The 18794-nt window shown below is 36.8% G+C and carries 17 protein-coding genes and 3 pseudogenes; 7 read left to right on the top strand and 13 right to left on the bottom strand.

The window, feature by feature from the left end:
- Window positions 1-63 precede the first annotated feature (63 nt).
- From GF867_RS00800 to GF867_RS00790, 3 genes and pseudogenes are all read right to left on the bottom strand, one after another.
- The gene (locus tag GF867_RS00800) at window positions 64-510 is read right to left on the bottom strand and encodes an organic hydroperoxide resistance protein (protein ID WP_153831217.1); all 447 of its coding nucleotides are present in this window, start codon (window positions 508-510) and stop codon (window positions 64-66) included.
- A 192-nt stretch (window positions 511-702) separates the two neighbouring features.
- Window positions 703-1412 (bottom strand): annotated as a pseudogene (locus GF867_RS14470) (IS30 family transposase); the annotation flags it as partial.
- A gap of 216 nt (window positions 1413-1628) precedes the next feature.
- Complete coding sequence (locus GF867_RS00790; RefSeq protein ID WP_153831215.1) at window positions 1629-3245, bottom strand: peptide ABC transporter substrate-binding protein; 1617 nt, start codon at window positions 3243-3245, stop codon at window positions 1629-1631.
- A gap of 346 nt (window positions 3246-3591) precedes the next feature.
- Here GF867_RS00790 and GF867_RS13910 point away from each other — a divergent pair.
- The 6 genes and pseudogenes from GF867_RS13910 to GF867_RS00765 form a co-directional block, all read left to right on the top strand.
- Window positions 3592-3935, top strand: a pseudogene (locus tag GF867_RS13910) (transposase); the annotation flags it as partial.
- 188 nt (window positions 3936-4123) lie between these two features.
- Window positions 4124-4903: an SAM hydrolase/SAM-dependent halogenase family protein gene (locus GF867_RS00785; RefSeq protein ID WP_253940695.1), complete on the top strand. Its 780-nt coding sequence runs from the start codon at window positions 4124-4126 to the stop codon at window positions 4901-4903.
- Between the two features lie 17 nt (window positions 4904-4920).
- Window positions 4921-5475, top strand: coding sequence for an ECF-type riboflavin transporter substrate-binding protein (locus GF867_RS00780; RefSeq protein WP_153831214.1), 555 nt, complete (start codon window positions 4921-4923; stop codon window positions 5473-5475).
- A gap of 3 nt (window positions 5476-5478) precedes the next feature.
- On the top strand, window positions 5479-7212 hold the full coding sequence (locus GF867_RS00775; protein WP_153831213.1) for an ABC transporter ATP-binding protein: 1734 nt from the start codon (window positions 5479-5481) through the stop codon (window positions 7210-7212).
- 2 nt (window positions 7213-7214) lie between these two features.
- Complete coding sequence (locus tag GF867_RS00770) at window positions 7215-8054, top strand: energy-coupling factor transporter transmembrane component T family protein (protein ID WP_153831212.1); 840 nt, start codon at window positions 7215-7217, stop codon at window positions 8052-8054.
- A 386-nt stretch (window positions 8055-8440) separates the two neighbouring features.
- Window positions 8441-8881 carry a hypothetical protein gene (locus GF867_RS00765; protein ID WP_153831211.1) on the top strand — a complete coding sequence of 147 codons (441 nt, stop codon included), beginning with the start codon at window positions 8441-8443 and terminating at the stop codon, window positions 8879-8881.
- A 378-nt stretch (window positions 8882-9259) separates the two neighbouring features.
- Here the strand turns inward: GF867_RS00765 and GF867_RS00760 are convergent.
- The 8 genes and pseudogenes from GF867_RS00760 to GF867_RS13900 form a co-directional block, all read right to left on the bottom strand.
- Window positions 9260-9568, bottom strand: a pseudogene (locus GF867_RS00760) (glutamine--fructose-6-phosphate transaminase (isomerizing)); the annotation flags it as partial.
- Window positions 9569-9848: 280 nt separating this feature from the next.
- Window positions 9849-10469 (bottom strand): response regulator transcription factor, encoded by a 621-nt coding sequence (locus GF867_RS00755; RefSeq protein ID WP_078755717.1) that lies wholly within the window; start codon window positions 10467-10469, stop codon window positions 9849-9851.
- 3 nt (window positions 10470-10472) lie between these two features.
- Window positions 10473-11588: a sensor histidine kinase gene (locus tag GF867_RS00750; RefSeq protein WP_153831209.1), complete on the bottom strand. Its 1116-nt coding sequence runs from the start codon at window positions 11586-11588 to the stop codon at window positions 10473-10475.
- The gene (locus GF867_RS00745; protein WP_078755715.1) at window positions 11585-12346 is read right to left on the bottom strand and encodes an ABC transporter permease; all 762 of its coding nucleotides are present in this window, start codon (window positions 12344-12346) and stop codon (window positions 11585-11587) included. The genes GF867_RS00750 and GF867_RS00745 overlap by 4 nt, the downstream gene beginning before the upstream one ends.
- A complete protein-coding gene (locus tag GF867_RS00740; RefSeq protein WP_078755714.1) occupies window positions 12339-13232 on the bottom strand; it encodes an ABC transporter ATP-binding protein in 894 nt (297 codons plus the stop codon). The genes GF867_RS00745 and GF867_RS00740 overlap by 8 nt, the downstream gene beginning before the upstream one ends.
- A gap of 220 nt (window positions 13233-13452) precedes the next feature.
- Entirely contained in the window at window positions 13453-14217 is a 765-nt protein-coding gene (locus GF867_RS00735) for a class I SAM-dependent methyltransferase (RefSeq protein WP_153831208.1), read from the bottom strand.
- 231 nt (window positions 14218-14448) lie between these two features.
- Window positions 14449-14820: a S66 peptidase family protein gene (locus GF867_RS13905; protein ID WP_253940684.1), complete on the bottom strand. Its 372-nt coding sequence runs from the start codon at window positions 14818-14820 to the stop codon at window positions 14449-14451.
- 169 nt (window positions 14821-14989) lie between these two features.
- The gene (locus tag GF867_RS13900; RefSeq protein WP_253940683.1) at window positions 14990-15460 is read right to left on the bottom strand and encodes an LD-carboxypeptidase; all 471 of its coding nucleotides are present in this window, start codon (window positions 15458-15460) and stop codon (window positions 14990-14992) included.
- Between the two features lie 135 nt (window positions 15461-15595).
- Here GF867_RS13900 and GF867_RS14285 point away from each other — a divergent pair, with 135 nt between their 5' ends.
- The gene (locus GF867_RS14285) at window positions 15596-15841 is read left to right on the top strand and encodes a tyrosine-type recombinase/integrase (RefSeq protein ID WP_366927720.1); all 246 of its coding nucleotides are present in this window, start codon (window positions 15596-15598) and stop codon (window positions 15839-15841) included.
- Window positions 15842-16194: 353 nt separating this feature from the next.
- Here the strand turns inward: GF867_RS14285 and guaA are convergent, their stop codons facing one another.
- Both guaA and coaA read right to left on the bottom strand, forming a co-directional pair.
- Window positions 16195-17754 (bottom strand): glutamine-hydrolyzing GMP synthase, encoded by a 1560-nt coding sequence (gene guaA, locus GF867_RS00720; RefSeq protein WP_311454300.1) that lies wholly within the window; start codon window positions 17752-17754, stop codon window positions 16195-16197.
- Between the two features lie 45 nt (window positions 17755-17799).
- Window positions 17800-18741, bottom strand: coding sequence for a type I pantothenate kinase (gene coaA, locus GF867_RS00715; protein WP_366927708.1), 942 nt, complete (start codon window positions 18739-18741; stop codon window positions 17800-17802).
- Window positions 18742-18794: the final 53 nt, after the last annotated feature.

Raw genomic sequence — 18794 nt, 5'->3', positions numbered from 1 at the left:
TACCACCAAAATAAAAAAAGACCAAACATACTGTCGTATGCTCAGTCAGGGAAATGACTCTATTTATTTTTCTTGGCTCGCATCATAGTCAACGGCTTTCACATACACATCGATGTTGCCAGCAACTGCTTTAGAATAAGGACACACTGTATGAGCTTCATCAGCTAATTTTTGTGTTTCCTCACGGTCAAGCCCTTGAATCCCAACTTGAAGTTCAACTTCAAGTCTAAAATCAACCGCATCTGGCTTTTTAAATAATCTAACTGTATTCAAGACTTGTGACGCATTTTTCACTTTATGTTGGCCTTTAACGATTTCCAAAGCGCCATGGAAGCAAGCCCCATAACCTAAGGCAAATAATTGCTCAGGATTCTGTCCATTACCAGGTCCACCCATAGCTGTGGGTGTTGAAATTTTAACTTCATACGTGCCATCTGCTAAATAACTGATACCGTCTCGTCCACCTGTATTTACTGCGCTAGTTTCATATAATTGTGTGTAATCTGACATTTTTAAAACCCCTTTTCATAGTTGATTGATAAACTTATTATAGCCGGCATAAAAACAAAGCGCCTTGACCTAAGTCAAGACCACTATTCCCTCGGACAAAATATGACAGTATGACTTTTTGAAGTATTTTGCCAAAATTTATCAACCTAGACTATGGTACTTGAATTTTGCCTATGCTAACATTATAAGGAAGCAGCCTGGGTCTGCAAAGAAGATTGAAATGTCTTGTTGATTCCTCAAGCTTTTCCAATTGGAAAATTCCTTACCACAATCAAACGTAATCGATTTGAAGAGATTTTTAGGCAAATGGTTCAACCAATTGTTTAATGTCCATTCGATATTTTTAGCTTTATGGCCCGGGGTTTCTAAAGCAATAATCAATTTAGAAACTCTTTCGGCAAACGTAACGACGGCACTCTTGTGGTTTTTACAAATGATGGTATCGCCCTCTAAATGGCCGAACTCACTTTCGTATGCGGGATACGCTTTCTTACGGTCGTCAAGCGTTCTTTTATCCGCTTGCCTTCCGCGTGTTTCTTTATGCCCATTGGGTTTTCGTTTCCCTTGCATGGGTAAAGTCGTCACTTCGAAGAGTGGGCTATCTTTAAAACGACGCTAGAGGGTGCTCATCGAACAACCAAGATCTTTTTCTCCTCGACCAATCATCACATCAGGTGTCCAGCCTTTAGCCACACACTCCTTAATGTGTTGCGTCTGTTCGCTCGTAAAGTTTTTTTCTTTGCACCACATTTCGATTTATTCTGCTTGTAGTGTTCAAAGTATTCATGAATCGTACCACCTTGCTTAAGGAAGTTGACAACGTTATAGATAGGTTGATTAGAACGTCCAAGTTTTTTCGCAATTTCATAGGCTTTATAGCCAATGTCATTATAAGTTTCTATTTAGCCGAGTTCTTTCATGGTAAGATGTGTGTAGGCCATTTGTGTTCACTCCTCTAATTTTCGTGGTTGGAAATTTGATTTGAGTGTAACACAAATGGTTTATTTTTTTTCTAGCTTAATTTTACAATTCAAGGACAAAAAAACGCCAAAAACACTTTTAGCAGTGTTCTTGGCGGTTTCTCATTTTAAAGTATTTTGTCGGATTTTAATAAATTATTACTCTGCAAAATAGGCATTTTTCAGGTTAATTCGTCCTACACCATCATAGTCCATACCATGTAGTTTTTCATTCTGCACATAAGCATTACTATAGTAGTAAAGTGGAATAACCGGCATATCTTCAATCATGACAGCCTCTGCTTGACGTAATAAGTCAAGACGCGCATCCACATCTAATTCGAACATTGCCTGATCTAGTAACGCTTTATATTCTTCTGATTCCCAGCCAGTGTCGTTATTACCCGCATCGGCTGTCTTATAGTTATCGAGGTAAGTCGTCGCATCATTATATTTACCCGTCCAACCAATACGTCCAACTTGGTAGTCTTTAGTATCGAGTCTATCGAGATAAACTTGCCACTCCGTGTTATCAATGTTCGCGTTAATGCCTAATTCACGCGCCCATTTCTCTTGAATATCTTGCGCGATAACAGAGTGAGCTTCACTTGTATTGATTGAAATATTAATTGTCAATTCACTTGGATCAGACATACCTAATTCTTCTAAACCAATCGCCAAGTATTCACGAGCTGTATCGTAGTCAGCATCTTCGAAGTAGCCACGGTCTTCCTCAAAACCAGGAATCACATTTGGCACATAACCTAAAGCCGGTACTTGTCCACCCTTCGTGATATTATCGACAATATTCTGACGGTCAACCGCTAAAGCAAGTGCTTTACGAATATTCACATTTGCCATTGTCGGATCTGTTGTGTTAATGACATACCAGTAAATCGCAGAAATAGGTTGAGTTTGTAAGATACCTTGATCAGCAAATTCATCGATCATCCCTAAAGCAACCTCTCCATACGGAGATCCTAAATAATCCAATGATCCTGACAAGTATTCATTACTTTGTGTTGCTTGAGATTCAATAATTTGCACATGAACTTCGTCTATAGCTACATTATCTTTATCCCAATATTGTTCATTCTTCGTTAAAACGTAATGACTTTGGTGAACCCACTCAGTTAATAAGAAAGGCCCGTTTGTGATGTAGTCATCTGTTAAACCAACTGCCCAGTCAGGATTACTTTCCACGACCGATTGATGAACCGGTAAAAATGTATACATGCCCAGTAACTCAGTAAAGTAAGCTGTTGGCGAAACGAGTGTCACTTCTAAAGTGTAGTCATCCAATGCCTTAACCGCAACATCATCGGCACTACCTTCACCAAGGTTATACGCTTGTGCGCCTTCAATGACATATAAAAATTCCGCACGTTGTGATAAGGTTTCTGGATTCAAAGCACGTTTCCAACCATACTCAAAATCGCCCGCAACTACTTCATCACCATTCGACCATAAAGTGCCTTCACGCAGATAGAATGTATAAACCAAGCCGTCTTCACTCATATCCCATGATTCTGCGAGTGCTGGAATCACTTCTCCTTCAGGTGTTGTATCGGTTAAACCTTCAAAAACGTTATCAATGATTGCCCCTGACGTTGTATCCGTTGCGATAGCTGGATCAATCGTTGGTGGTTCAGATCCAATTGCCAAATTCAGAATATTCTCTTGGGCACTCACTGCTATTTGCGGTAACAAAGCCCCAAGTGAAACAATTAATGCCATAAAGAAAGTAGATAATTTATAAATAAAATTTTTCTTCATATTTTTAACACTCCTTATCGATTAATAACCCTAATTTCACATTAACGAAAGCGTTTGTCAAGGTTATTATTATAATTTGATTAGAATTGTTATCACTTTATTAACACGTGCTCATTTTTATAATGGAAGAATAAATAAAAATTATTATCATGACCAGATATTGAAATAATGTCCGTCCATTAAATTGATAGCTTTGTTATAAGGTCTGTATTTAAATACCTTAAACCTAATCCATTACAAAATATTAATCAAAATAATTTGTAGTAAATAAATTATTCAATTTAGTTATATCATTGTCTGTTACAAAAATATTTTATTTATTTGATGAGCCTATTGGTATTAACCGATTCCTTTACAAAAACTTGCGACAGATGTGACATAGTTCAAGTATTTAGACGACCAAAAACTTTACTTAAGTCCGATATTGGATTTATATAACAGTGAGGTTATTTTGTTTAAGCTATCCAACCGCCCGACATTAGATATTGCCTTAGGCCCTTTAAATGAGGCGCTGGCGGTATACCGAATGACCATCCATAGTAATCAAGGTTGGCATTATCAACATAATTCATAGTGAGTACGTTAAAACAACATGGTGTCTTTCAAAGCATGTCTCGCAGAGGCAATTGCTTAGATAACTCACCGATAGAAATTTTCTTTGGTCTCTTAAAGCAAGAAGGGTATCACGGTGTCGAAATCGATCACTAGACAGACATATTTAGGATTCAGCAATATAGCAGTTTTATATTTGATTGTTTAAATTTTAGTTTTATTGTAAACTAGTTTTATTAAAAAAACATTAAGGAGTGGTGAGACTGAAGAAGAAATTATTAGTTCTACAAACAGATTTTGGCCTAGTTGACGGAGCTGTTGCGGCTATGCATGGCGTAGCATATATGGTGGCACAAGATTTAACCATCAATAACTTAACCCATGATATTCCACCTTATGATATCAACGCTGCCTCATACCGTTTGTGGCAAACTATTAATTATTGGCCAACTGGAACTGTTTTTGTTTCAGTAGTTGATCCGGGTGTGGGAAGTAGTCGTCAAAGTATTGCTGTCAAAACCAAATCTGGTCATTATGTTGTGACACCCGACAATGGTACTCTGACTCATGTTAAAAAATTTATTGGGATTGAAAGTACTCGTATCATCGATGAAGCAACCAATCGTTTGCCACATTCAGAAGAAAGTCATACTTTCCATGGACGTGATGTATATGTTTACAATGGTGCTATGATTGCTAATGATTCAAATTACTTCGATAGTTTAGCTGTTGGAGACGACGTCAACGAAGTTATTAAGTTGGAAGTTCTTGACCCAGTATTTGATGGTGAAGTGATTCATGGCGTGATTGATATTCTGGATATTCGTTTTGGTTCTTTGTGGACCAATATTCCTTCTTCTTTACTAAAAGAAGCTGACATCAATACCGGTGACACGATTTTAGTAACGATTCATCATCATGATATGAAACAATATCAAAACCAAATGTTGTTTGGTCATAGTTTTGCGGATGTGAAGATTGGCGAAACAGTCGGCTATGTTAATTCCTTAATTCGTTTAGGTATTGCGATTAACCAACAAAGTTTCTCAGATACTTATAAAATTGGAACAGGTAATGAATGGAAAATTTCTATAAAAAAAGTTTAATCTCGGAGGATATAATAATGAATAATAAACAAAATTCTTCTTTAACGCAATTAGTTGCAATTGGTATCGGTAGTGCAGTTTTCTTTATTTTAGGTCGCTTCTTAAGTATCCCTACTCCCGTTCCAAATACCAGCGTCGAAACAACATATCCATTCTTAGCTTTAATGGGGGTTATTTATGGTCCTATTCCAGCTGCTTTGATTGGTCTTATTGGACATGCTGTTAAAGACTTATTAACCTATGGTTTATGGTGGAGCTGGGTCTTAACGTCAGCTGTCGTTGGCTTCGGTTTCGGCTTAATCGGTAAGCAACTAAAAGTGAATAGCGGTCAATTTGATAAAAATGATATGATTCGTTTCAATGTGGCACAAGTCATCGTTAATGCTATATCTTGGATTGTAATTGCTCCAGTTCTAGATATTCTCATTTATGCAGAACCTGCTTCAAAAGTATTTACTCAAGGAGTTGTCTCTGCAGGACTAAACAGTCTGGCTGTTGGAATTTTAGGAACAATTTTACTTAAAGCCTATGCTAACACACGCACAAAAGCCGGTTCGCTGAAAAAAGATTAAGCCATGAACGAAAAACAAGCAATTATTGAATTTAAAGATGTCTCATTTAAATACGAAAGCCAAGCTGAACCTAATGTAATGAATATTTCGTTTACTATTTATCCTGGTGAAACGGTCCTAATCATTGGACCTAGTGGTTCGGGCAAATCAACTTTAGCGAAATGTATTAATGGACAAATTCCATATTCTTATGATGGTGAGTTAACTGGAGATATTCTCATAGAAGGAAAATCGACCAAAGACTTATCTTTGTTTGATTTATCTTTATCAATCGGTACGGTGTTGCAAGATACAGACGGTCAATTCGTTGGCTTAACTGTCGCTGAAGATATCGCTTTTTCTTTAGAGAACGACGCCGCAGAACAAAGTCTTATGAGAAAACAAGTAAAAAAATGGACAGAAGAACTAGATATTGAGCATTTAAATGAACACACGCCTCAGCAATTATCTGGGGGGCAAAAACAGCGAGTATCTATTGCAGGCATATTAATTGATCAAGTCCCTATTCTACTATTCGATGAACCTTTAGCCAACTTAGATCCTGCCTCAGGTTATGAAACGATGCACTTAATTGATCGACTAAGTCACAAACAAGGGCTCACTACGGTCATTATCGAACACCGATTGGAAGAAGCTTTATCTACAAATGTTGACCGCGTTTTAGTGATGCATGAAGGCCATTTGTTGGCAAATATGACCCCTGATGAATTGTTGCGGTCAGATATTCTCGAAAAGATAGGCATTCGCCAGCCCTTATATTTGGACTTGATGGACTATGCAGGTATTTCATTAGATACTATCCATAATCTAGGGGCTTTCCATTCCGACATGCTAAAGGATTCAAACCTTGAAAAAATTGAAAATTGGGTAAAGTCTATTGATCCCCCAAGCAACACAACTACTTCTCAGACTTTACTTGAGTTAAATCAAGTAAACTTTGCTTATGATGAGCGGGCTTCGTCACCAACCCTATCTAACGTTAATTTTTCAATTCAGACAGGTGAAATGGTGAGTATCGTTGGCTCGAATGGCGCTGGCAAGTCAACCTTAGCTAAATTATTATGTGGCTTCGTCCGTCCCACTCATGGGCAAATTTTATTAAATGGGCGAGATACTAACAGTCTATCGATTAAGGAAATTGCAGATTCGATTGGCTATGTCATGCAAAATCCTAATCATATGATTTCAAAGAATCTAATTTTTGATGAAGTTGCTTTAGGTTTGGTTAACCGTGGCATTGACGAAAAAGAGATTGAAAATCGAGTTTACGATGCTTTAAAAACTTGTGGACTCTATCCTTACCGTCAATGGCCCATTAACGCCTTGTCTTATGGACAAAAGCGCCGAGTGACGATTGCAAGTATCTTAGTATTACAACCGTCAGTGATTATTTTAGATGAGCCGACGGCTGGACAAGATTATGCCCATTACTCAGATATGATGGCTTTTCTAGAATTAATCAATCAAGAATATCAAATGACTATCTTGATGATTTCCCACGATATGCATTTAATTCAAGAATATACTAAACGAAGTTTAGTTTTTAGTAAGGGTCAATTATTAGCCGACTTACCTCCTAGTGAACTCTTTGCACAAAAAGATTTAATTGAACAAGCTGATTTACATCCAACTAGTTTGTATCAAGTAGGGGACATACTCCCAAACTTATCAATTAATGACTTACTTAAAGCATTTATTTATTACGAACAACAAGAAAGAGGAAGGGTGACTATATAAGTATGAGCCAAAATCAACAGGCTGTTTTAGGTTACCTTCCGCGTAATACTTTTATCCATCGTTTAAGTGGAGCATCTAAATTAATTTGTTTTTTAATTTTATCTGTTATCACTATGATGTCATATGATACCCGCTTTTTATTGGGTGCGAGTATTTTCTCAGCTATTTTACTTTATTTCTCAAAGATTCGTTGGCGAGATATTCGTGGAGTTGTTTATATAGTAACTGTTTTCTCATTAATCAATTTGATTATGATTTATTTTTTCGAACCTGAATACGGTGTTGAAATTTATCAATCACGGACTGTTATCTGGGAAGGTGTGGGGCGTTATACGCTGACATTGGAGCAGTTATTTTATGAATTAAATATATTTATTAAATATTTTGCTACCATTCCTTTTGCTTTAATTTTTATGTTAACGACTAATCCAAGTGAATTTGCTTCTAGCTTAAATCACATTGGCGTATCTTATCGAATTTCTTATGCTGTTTCTTTGACTTTACGGTATATTCCAGATATCCAACAATCTTATTTGAATATTCGCCAAGCCCAACAAGCTCGTGGCATTGAAATGAGTGAAAAAGCATCCTTAATCGATCGTATTAAGTCTTCTGCCCAAATTATTTTGCCATTAATTTTCTCTAGTTTGGAACGAATTGAAGTCATTAGCCAAGCTATGACTCTTCGTCGTTTCGGTAAAGGTAAAAAGCGCAGCTGGTACTCCGCTAAAGCGTTTCATTACAATGATATTTTAGCCATTTTGATTACTTTGGCTATTACGTTGGTCGGGATTTACTGTTTTATACTAAATCAAGGACGTTTCTATAATCCCTTTCATTAACAGTGTCGAACGAACTTTCGTTCTGATTAAACCTAGAACAAGCAAAAAAGCTTAGGAAGCAGTTATTTTGAACTATCTCTATAACTTACCTTTACGATATTACGAGAGTTGAGCCTAACTTTATTAAATAAGCTGCACCCCAAAAGTTAGACTAAAAATCTAACCTTTGGGGGCACATCATTCCTAAAGTTTTTTGCAGGGGTGTTGTTATCTATTCCCACTCTTTTTTCAGTGTAAAGAGTATAAAGTAGAATGTGGTAAAATTAAGGATTATTAAATAGGATAAAATCATATAAAACACTAAAAAATAGAAAAACGTGCAATGAAAGTGCATTGGGAAAAGAAAAAGAGCTAGAAACCCTTGATAAATGAGGAGAATGATGTTTATGGATAAAATACAAAAATCAGAGTTAGGAACAATCCAAAAGGTTACCGTAGAGAAAATGAATTTTCTTTATTTGGAAGTTCCTAATGATCCTGAGAGTCAACAGAAAGCGTGGTCAGAGTTTGAAGCTCGGTTTCCGTCTTTAACAGGCAGAAAAATGTATGGACTTGATTACGACGAGAAAAAAGTATACAGAGTTTGTTCCCTTGTTCTTGAAAGTGACAACGGAGAAACCTTTGGACTAGAACCATTTGATTTTGAAGGTGGAACTTATATAAGGCTGAGGCTTAAATTCGACCCACCAGAACTTTATGAAAAAATTGGTCCTGCTTATGGCTTTCTCATCAGCCAATATGAAGAAAAAATAAATTGGGCACTTCCAATGATTGAGCAGTATAAATCTAAAAGCATTTTAGATATTATGGTGCCAATAAATAATTAGATATTGAAACCATACTTGGCATGGCACGTACGGACATTTTGAATGGAATCCTTGACTTTCAACCAGCAAAACAGAACTATGATGATTTGCCTAGAAATCAATTTACGGTCAGTTACCTAAGACGAACGGATAACAAAAAGTGCAATGGAAAAAGCAAAAGAGCTATAAACCCTTGATATATAAGGATTTTTAGCTCTCCGACGATTATTCCCATTCTTCTCCTCAAGTCACGAAATGTTCCTATTCGTCACATTTCTGTTCTTGATACGCAGATGGGCCGTCAACAACTCTGCTTTCGCTTATCAGCTCGGCAATCGTTGGACGGACGTAGAATTAATCACTTGTGATTAATTCTACTCCCATTCAATCGTTGCGGGTGATCACACCATTATGCACTAAATAGAATCTCTCACTATTCGATAGATGGGGATGTGCGTTAGCTATACTTGGTTCTCCATGAGTTGCCCAACGCGTATGTCCGATGCCAACTATGCATTTATCATCTCTTTGTAATGAAGATGCCAATTCATCAACGCGCCCTTCAACTTTACAAAGGATTTTATTATTCTCATTATCCATTGTGAAAATTCCAGCCGAATCATAACCTCGATATTCTAACCGATTTAACCCATTAAGAAGTCCCTCTTGAATATTTGCCTGCCCAACAATTCCTACAATTCCACACATATCCTCGCTCCTTCATTTATAAATTCGCTTTTAGGTGCGTGAATAATCCTCTGTCGAAAAGCTTACACTTTAATTTTAATATTATTCTGTAGACTACACTGCCTTGACTCACCCGCCGAAAGTTCGATAAACTCAATCCTCGTCACCTATACATAGGTCAGGCGCTATCCTAAAAAAATATTTTCTAAAAACTTACTTATTTTATAGAAAAAAATATGCCTGTCAAAATTGAGATTGAATAGAGTGTCGAATGTCTATAAAAAACGCTTCCTTCAAAAATCTATCCCTTATATTCCTGTAACCATTGATGTTGCTTAGCTATATTGACGGCCTCAACTCGTGATTGAGCGGCAGTTTTACTGAGGATCGAGGAGATATAATTTCTTACCGTTCCTTGAGAAAGGTGGACTGTTTCTGCAATCATTTGAGTCGTTAATCCTTGGTTAATATAGTCTAAGATTTCAAGTTCGCGGTCGGTCAGCGGATTCTTGGCTGTCCGTAAGACACTCTTAACTAATTCAGGAGAATAAATAGTAGCCCCTTCATTAATCTGTTTGATTGCTTCTATTAATGTTTCAGTCGGATTATCCTTAAGAAGATAACCATCAACTTCTAAGACAACTGCTTTTTCAAAAAAGTCTTGACGGGCGAAGGTGGTTAAAATAATAATTTTTCCTTCAAAGTGTTTTTTTCTGAGTTGGCTGGCTACTTCCAAGCCCGTCATTTTGGGCATCTCAATATCTAAAATGACCACGTCAGGATTTCGCAAAGTAATCTCTGAAAGGGCTGTTTGACCATTTGTCGCGGCTCCGATAATTTCTAAGTCTTCTTCCATATTAAGAATAGTAATTAAAGCTGTCTGAAGCATTTCTTGATCTTCCGCTAAATAGAGATGAATCATGACTTACCCTCCTTTCGGGATTTCTATAGAAATTTTTGTCCCATAATCATTCGATATGGTAAATTTCCCGTGAACTTCTTGAATCCGTTGGTTCATTCCCTGCAAACCAAAAGTTGCTTGGCTGAGGTTTGTCTCACTAATGCCAATACCATTGTCATGAATCTCAACGTTTAGCGTATTTTTTGTCTGAGAGAAATTAAATTTTGCGCGACTAGCCTGACTATGTCTTAAGATATTGGTTGTTGCTTCCTTGATCACTGCTGAAATCACATATTGCTGTTCAATGGGCCAATCTTCGGTAATTTCCTCCCCATACGATAATAAAAAAATACCGCGATCATTCAGCGTTTCGCTGGCTTCAACCATAGCTTGAGCAATCGTCCGCTCTCTTAAATCACTAACAATTTGCCGAACTAGGTTTAAGTTCTGACGTGACATGTTGGCAATTTCTTTCAGTTCTTTACGGGCGGCTGTCATATCCTTGGACATTAGTTTTTCAGCTAATTCCGCCTTAATAGTCATGGTTGAGTATGCTTGACCGAGATTATCATGTAAATCTCTGGCAATCCGATCACGTTCACTCTGCCGCACTATCATTTCAAGTCGGGTATGGTTTGCAGATAATTCTTGAATCCGAAAGGTTTCTTTAGCAATGACTTTGGCAATGATCGGTGAAAATAGGACAAATAACATGCCAATCCCTATCCACTCCCAGGTATCATTTGGCACATCCTCCCATGATAACCATAAAGACAATACCGTAGAGAAAATTGCTGATAAGTAATACCATCGGAAGTACTTACTCCGCGTCTGATCATTAATAATCCAAAAATTAAAGGCAAAAGCAAAGAAAATAAAGACACTCGCATAGCCCGTATAGAAAGTAATAACAGCCGATATCAACATTTGCAATAAGAATAGCCGGTCATTTTGGTATTGCTCAATATAGCCTCGACGATATAAAGCGTAGAAAATTATTAAAAGCATCAGTGTTATCCCATCACTTATGGAATCTACCGGCAATGCACTCACCAAAAGCGGCACCATATATAACAAATAGATATAGGCGATGGCAGAGTTATTAGGGATGAGAATATGCTTTCTAATAAAATTCATCATATCAATTGGGGCTCCCTCCGTTTTAGAATTAATCTTATTATAACGAGGACCAAGATTAAGGACAACGACCAAATAATTAGTCCAAGAATTGAATATCCGTCAACAAGCCCTTCATGCACCCATTTTCTACCTAAATTTGCCGCAAAATATGAAGGTAACATTCGGCCAATAACTTGCAACCATTCTGGCATGGTCTCAATGGGCCACCACAAGCCACCAAGGATTGCTAAAGGAAAACTAATCAGATTAGACAAAATATTGACTCCTGTAGTATTCCCAACAAAGGAAATAATAATTCCGAATAAACTAAAGGGTATTAGACTTCCGATGATGATGACAACCAAACCCAACCATTGCCCCATACCTAACTGCACATTATTAATAAAGAAAGCTACCCCTCCTAACATAATCATTAAAAATAAATAGAAGGGAAAATATATTAAGATCATTGAAAGGTAATATTGCCACTTTGGCGCCGGACTTAAGTCCACAAATAAATCAAAATGATTGAGATGGTCTTCTAATAGCGCACCTGCTGTATTGCTAATCGCAGTAATTAATACTCCGTAAATAATCATGGCTAGCAAATAGTCGATATTCCAAATTTTTAAGGCTGCTTCTGGTAAGGGAAAAGTGAAAATTTTGGTGTATAAAATATAGAAAAACACTGGAAAAATTAAGGCAAAAATAACCGATAAAGGTTTCCGAATAAGTTGACGCAGCATGTTCATCTTGGATTGGAATAAAAATTTATTCATGGCCTTTCTCCTTCCTAAAATGACTGAATAGAGTCTCAAGAGTGGTCTGCCTTACAGATAGGTTTGTGATATCATCAAAATAATCAACTAATTGCTTAATAATTTCGGTCACGTCTTGAGTAATTAAAGTGTAATGATTGCCTTGCTTGGTCAACTGTATCAAGGGTTGAATTCCTGAAAAATCTTCTTGTGTCCGTTGAGAATCGAACTCAATTGTTCCCTGTCCTTGAGTAGCCCTTAATTCCTGAATACTCCCATCAAAGGCAATGACGCCATCTTGTAAAATTAATAATCGACTGGCGATATCTTCAAGTTCTTCTAGATGGTGACTGGTGACAATAATTGTCTTGCCTTGGTCTTTTAATTTTCCTACTTCTTGCCATAAGTTCTGACGTGATCTTGCATCCATATTGGCGGTAGGTTCATCTAAAAAGAGGAGGTCTGGATTTCCAGCGATAGCTGTCGCAAAGCTTAAGCGACGTTGTTGTCCTCCCGATAACTTGGTCATCTCTTGGTATTCTAATTCGTTTAAGTTAGCGATTTCAACAAGTTCTTTATAGGGTAATGCCGATCCATAATATGACCTCGTAAGTTCAAGGACCTCGCTTACATTGAGTTTTTTTAGGAGGATATTATTCTGTAACATGATTCCCGTTTTTTCTTTCACTAATTGATGTTTTATTTTCCCACCAAACAAAGTGACTTCCCCCTGATTTGCTGATATCAATTGATTAATAATATTGATTAGTGTTGATTTCCCAGCCCCATTTTCGCCCAACAGCGCAATTATTTCGCCAGGATACACTTCAAAAGTGACATCCTTCAATACTTGCTTTTTCTTATAATGTTTGGCAACATTCTTTACTTCAACAATTGCTTGTCCCATTCTTATCCCTCCTTATACTTTTATTTTATGCCATTATTTATAAAGAAATAAGTCATAAGTATCATGACATCGTATGATACTTGTCATGTAAAAATACCTCGATATCATATTATTATTCAATTATGTGTCTAAATTTTCAGAATAATATAATAAAGCCCTTTGATATCCTTTAATTTCAATGTTATTTCCATTCTTCTTCTCAAGGTCGTATTATAGATGACTATAGTTTGATGCAAAGTGTCGCGATGTAGTCATTTCCATATTGTGATAACCTGTTTCTTTTATCACAGGATTCATAGAAATCTATCATAGCAAGACCGTTTTTAAGTTGTCCTCTAATCTGTGTTTCTAAAGTATGACTAAATTCATATCCAAATTCCGGATCTATTTGTATTTTACCTTCTTGCTCAAGTTTTCTTGAATTAAATGGTAATGAGTATTTTAAGAGTAATTTTTCATCTGGTTTATCCCATACAATGTCAGCATCATACATGTAAATCCAAGGATTCATAAAACCTACCATTAACAATCCACCCTTTTTTAACACCCTAGAGGCTTCCTTATACATATTTTCTAAATCTTCAATGTATGCGTTTGAAACTGGATTAAATACTATATCAAAGGTCTCATTTTCAAAAGGAAATGGTTTTGTCATATCTCCTTGAAAAGTACTGATTTTTAATCCTTCTCTATTTGCAACCATCTCATCTTTTTCTAATTGTGATTTAGAAAAATCCATAATAGTTACATCATAACCTTTAGATGCAAAAGCCGGTCCTTGTTGACCACCACCACAAGCCAAACCTAATATCTTTTTTCCATTGGTTTTGTCAAACCACTCTTTTGGAACTTTTTTACCAACTGTCAATCCTACAGATAGTGGATTATTTATTACTTTCTCAAATTCTTCATTTGACAATGCTTCTGTATAGTCATTTTTTACATTGTTCCATCTATCTTCATTAAATTTTATATAATTATTCATCTTTTAATCTCCTGTAATTTTATTTTTCGTTTCGATTAAAGCTGAATATGTTCCCTTACATTATTCTCACCTCGACAACTTAATATTTATAACAATATTTTAACATCATGTTAATCAAAGTTACTAATTATCAGCAAAATCAAAATCTAAGATTTATATATTAGATTTTGAAAATAGTAGGTATTCTCTTAAAGTTCTTGCTTAATCCTACTCCAACTCAAACATTACTAGTTATATAAACCTCTGTTCGACAATCCCTTTTACATCAAAATATTCAACTATTGCAAATGCTCCATTAATAAAAGTAAGTTGTGGTGGTTGATGTCCACAGTCGATATCGTATATTACTGGTATTTTTAGATCATCAGCAATATCTTGATATACATCTTCAACTGTATATCCTTGAGAATCATATGAGATAGGTGTTCTTCCAAATAGAATACCATTACAACCATCAAACCATCCCGCAAATTTCATTTGTACTAAACTTCTTCTCAGATCCACTGACGATAATTCGCAATTTTCTAGATACCAAATGATGGGTTCATTATTGATGTATTCTTCCCTGAAGCCTTTTACATTCCCAAAGGGAGTCCCTACCAAATGGCAAATTACATCTATACACCCTCCTAATCATCGTCCTTCTATTCGCATATTATTACCAGATAAAGATTTCCATTCCGTTTTTTTGTCAAAGTTAAATACATAATTGGTAATTTTATTATGATCCCATTTACTTTGATACTGTTTTGATGAATATTGAGTATTAAATTCACCGTGCGATGTTTTTAATACATTCTCCCATTTTTTTTGTTGTTTCGTCAGAATACTTACCACGCATATCCACTAAATTGGTACCATGAGCCGTCGCTATCCCTGTTTTTAATGTAATAGGAAGCAATATCACACTTATATCTGAATATCCAAGTATCCATTTATTACGGATACCTTCAAAATCAATTTTATCTAATATCTCAATCGCAAGCTCTCCGCCCCATGGTGGAATAACTATATCGATCTCTTCTGACTGTAAAAACGTATTTAACTCCTTAGCCCTAATTTCAGATGGTGCTGACTTTGCCTTATTCTGAGTATAAGTAGAATCACCTATTATTAATTGATGATTTGACTCAAACTTTCTTTTAACTTCTTGTAGGATATAGTGTAACTGTATCTCAATACCTGAAGATGGAGCTGTAATTCCAATAGAATAATTCTCTGGCAGTTTTGGGTATCGAATCATAAATGTTTCCTTCCTTTGTATTATCCCTCGATGTTGTAATTGTGATTACATTATAATCTTAAGTGCGAATATTTAAAACATATTATAATTGTTGAAACCTATCTTATTATATGTGTTTAAACCGGTAAATCCCAAATATCAAAACTGATCACCACGATCAGCTCTAAAATTGATGTCCCTAAAATTAGAGTGCACGATTTAAGACATAGCCACGCTACTTTTTTGATACGAAACAAAGTTAACATTAGGGTAGTCCAAAGTCGGATGCGACATAAGGATATACAAACTACACTAAATACTTATGCTCACGTTTGGGATACGGCCGACAAAGAAGTAACAGACATGATAAATGAAATGTGCCCAAAACGTGCCCAAAGCTAAAAAAAGATACCCTATAAAGCCCATGAGAATAAGCTTTATAGGGTATTTCGTTGTTATTCCCACTCTTCTCCTCAAGTCACGAAATGTTCCTATTCGTCACATTTCTGTTCTTGATACGCAGATGGGCCGTCAACAACTCTGCTTTCGCTTATCAGCTCGGCAATCGTTGGACGGACGTAGAATTAATCACTTGTGATTAATTCTACTCCCATTCAGCAGTTCGTACTTAGCAAAAAGCCTTTCCGATCGCGGAAAGGCTTTTTGAGTACTATTGCAGAGGGGCTACCGCTGTTCTGACTTCGTCTTCGACTCGTCAATCTCAGGGTAGACACAAAATGTCATATCATGACATTTTATTCCCACTCAATTGTTGCTGGTGGTTTTCCTGTGATGTCATAGACTACGCGGTTAACGTGAGCTACTTCATTGACGATACGTGTACTAATTTTCTGTAAAATATCCCAATCAATACGTGCAAATTCACCTGTCATACCATCAATTGATGTTACGGCACGGATACCAATTGTATAGTCATACGTACGACCATCACCCATTACCCCAACACTACGGATGCCTGGTAATACTGTAAAGTATTGCCATACTTCGCGTTCTAGGCCGTGGTTTGCGATTTCTTCGCGTAGAATTGCATCTGATTCACGAACGATTTCAACTTTCTCGTCTGTGATTTCACCTAATACACGAATTCCTAAGCCTGGCCCTGGGAATGGTTGACGCCAAACAATGCTATCTGGCATGCCTAAAGTTGTTCCTAATGAACGAACTTCATCTTTAAATAAAGTGCTTAATGGTTCGATTAATTCGAATTCCATATCTTCTGGTAAGCCACCTACGTTGTGGTGAGACTTAATTGTTTGAGCTGTTTTTGTACCTGATTCAATGATATCTGTATATAAAGTACCTTGTGCTAAGAAGTCAACGCCTTCTAATTTAGATGCTTCATCGTCAAACACGTATACAAACTCGTTACCAATAATTTTACGTTTTTGTTCTGGATCACTTACACCGTGTAATTTAGTGAAGAAACGTTCTTTAGCATCCACACGGATAATGTTTAAGCCAAACTTGCCCGATAATGCTTCCATTACCGCATCGCCTTCGCCTTTACGTAATAAGCCGTGGTCAACAAAGATACAGGTCAATTGGTCACCAATTGCTTTTTGTAAAAGGACACCAACGACACTTGAGTCTACCCCACCAGATAGTCCTAGTAGTACTTTACGGTCACCGACTTGTTCGCGTATTTTGGCAATTTGGAAATCAATGAAGCTATCCATTGTCCAGTCACCTTTAGCTTTACAGATGTCGAAAGCGAAGTTACGTAACATTTCAGTACCGTGTGTACTGTGACGTACTTCCGGGTGGAATTGAACACCGTAGATATTGCGAGCTGTATTCTGGAAAGCTGCAATTGGACAGTGGTCATTGCTTGCTGTTACTTCAAAACCTTCAGGTAATTCAGTAATTAAGTCACCGTGACTCATCAATACTTGTTCTTCTGTTGCTAAACCATCGAATAAACCTGCTGCTGTTTCAGTGATATTGATCGTTGAACGACCGTACTCACGTTTATTCGCTTTTTCAACCTTACCGTTAAATAGTTGTGTCGTTAATTGCATACCATAACAAATACCTAAAACGGGTACCCCTAATTCAAAAATTGCTGGGTCAACCGTAAATGCGTCTTCTGCGTAAACACTGTGAGGCCCTCCTGAAAGGACTACCCCAATTACGTTACCTTCTGCTTTAATCGCTTCTGCACTTGTATCATTTGGTAATAACTCACTGAATACTCCAAACTCACGAATACGGCGTGTGATTAACTGATTGTATTGACTTCCAAAATCTAGAACAATGATTTTCTCAATCGTCTTTAATGTCGCGGTCAACTTAATTCCTCCATTTTCTTCTTTTGGTATTGTTCTATAATACACGAAATTTTAGTATTTGCGAACATAAACTGAATCTATTGCATGATTATCCGCTTTATGCAAGATAATATCCGCCCGACTACGGGTCGGTTCGATGTATTGAACCAGGTTAGGAAGGTTAATCGAATACCAGATCTCATCCGCATACTCATGCGCTTCTTCACGTGGTTGTTGACTGATTTCATAGTAATAATTGCTTGGATCATTCTGCGCTAGGTCCATATGTAAATCAAAGCGTTCACGGTACCATTTACGAATATTACGGGATTCGGCGTCAACATAAATCGACAAATCAAAAAAGTCGCTGACATATAATTGTTGGTTTTGAGGCAATTGGAATACATTGATACCCTCAACAATTAAGATGTCTGGTTGATTTACTATGCCATATTCATTTGGTACCACATCATAAATTTCATGAGAATACAAAGGATATCTCAATGACTCTCTGGATGTTTTAACCATACTCATAAAGTTTACTAAAGCCACCATGTCGTAACTTTCGGGAAAGCCCTTACGTTTCAGGAGTCCCTGTTGCTCCAATACAGCATTCGGATAGAGGAATCCATCCGTTGTTAACATTTCAACCTTACGATTCGGATACGTTTCTTTCAACAATTGATGCAATACACGCGCAGTGGTACTCTTGCCCACCGCAACACTCCCCGAAATACCAATGACAAAAGGTACCGCAGGTGTTTGCACGGGTTGTTCTGGATATACTGTAAAAAATTGATCTTTTGTATCTTGAAATTTTTTAGCGCTACGAATCGCAATGTCCACATAATGAACTAAAGGGGCGTAAACTTCACGTACGTCTCTTTGTGATAGACGGTCATGAAGTGATACTAAATCAGATAGTTGCTGAACCGGCGCGATTTCCGGCCCATCATATTGGAATTGCTGCCACTCTTGGCGAGTGTAGCGGGTATATAATTTAAATTGGCTCACTTTAGAACTCCTCACTTGTTAAATGTTGCTAATCAATACCCTCATAGATTTAG

The sequence above is a fragment of the Fundicoccus ignavus genome (assembly GCF_009659375.1).
GTDB classification, from domain to species: domain Bacteria; phylum Bacillota; class Bacilli; order Lactobacillales; family Aerococcaceae; genus Fundicoccus; species Fundicoccus ignavus.
The sequence above is the reverse complement of the archived record's forward strand: the minus strand, read 5'-3'. Positions and strand labels throughout refer to the sequence as shown.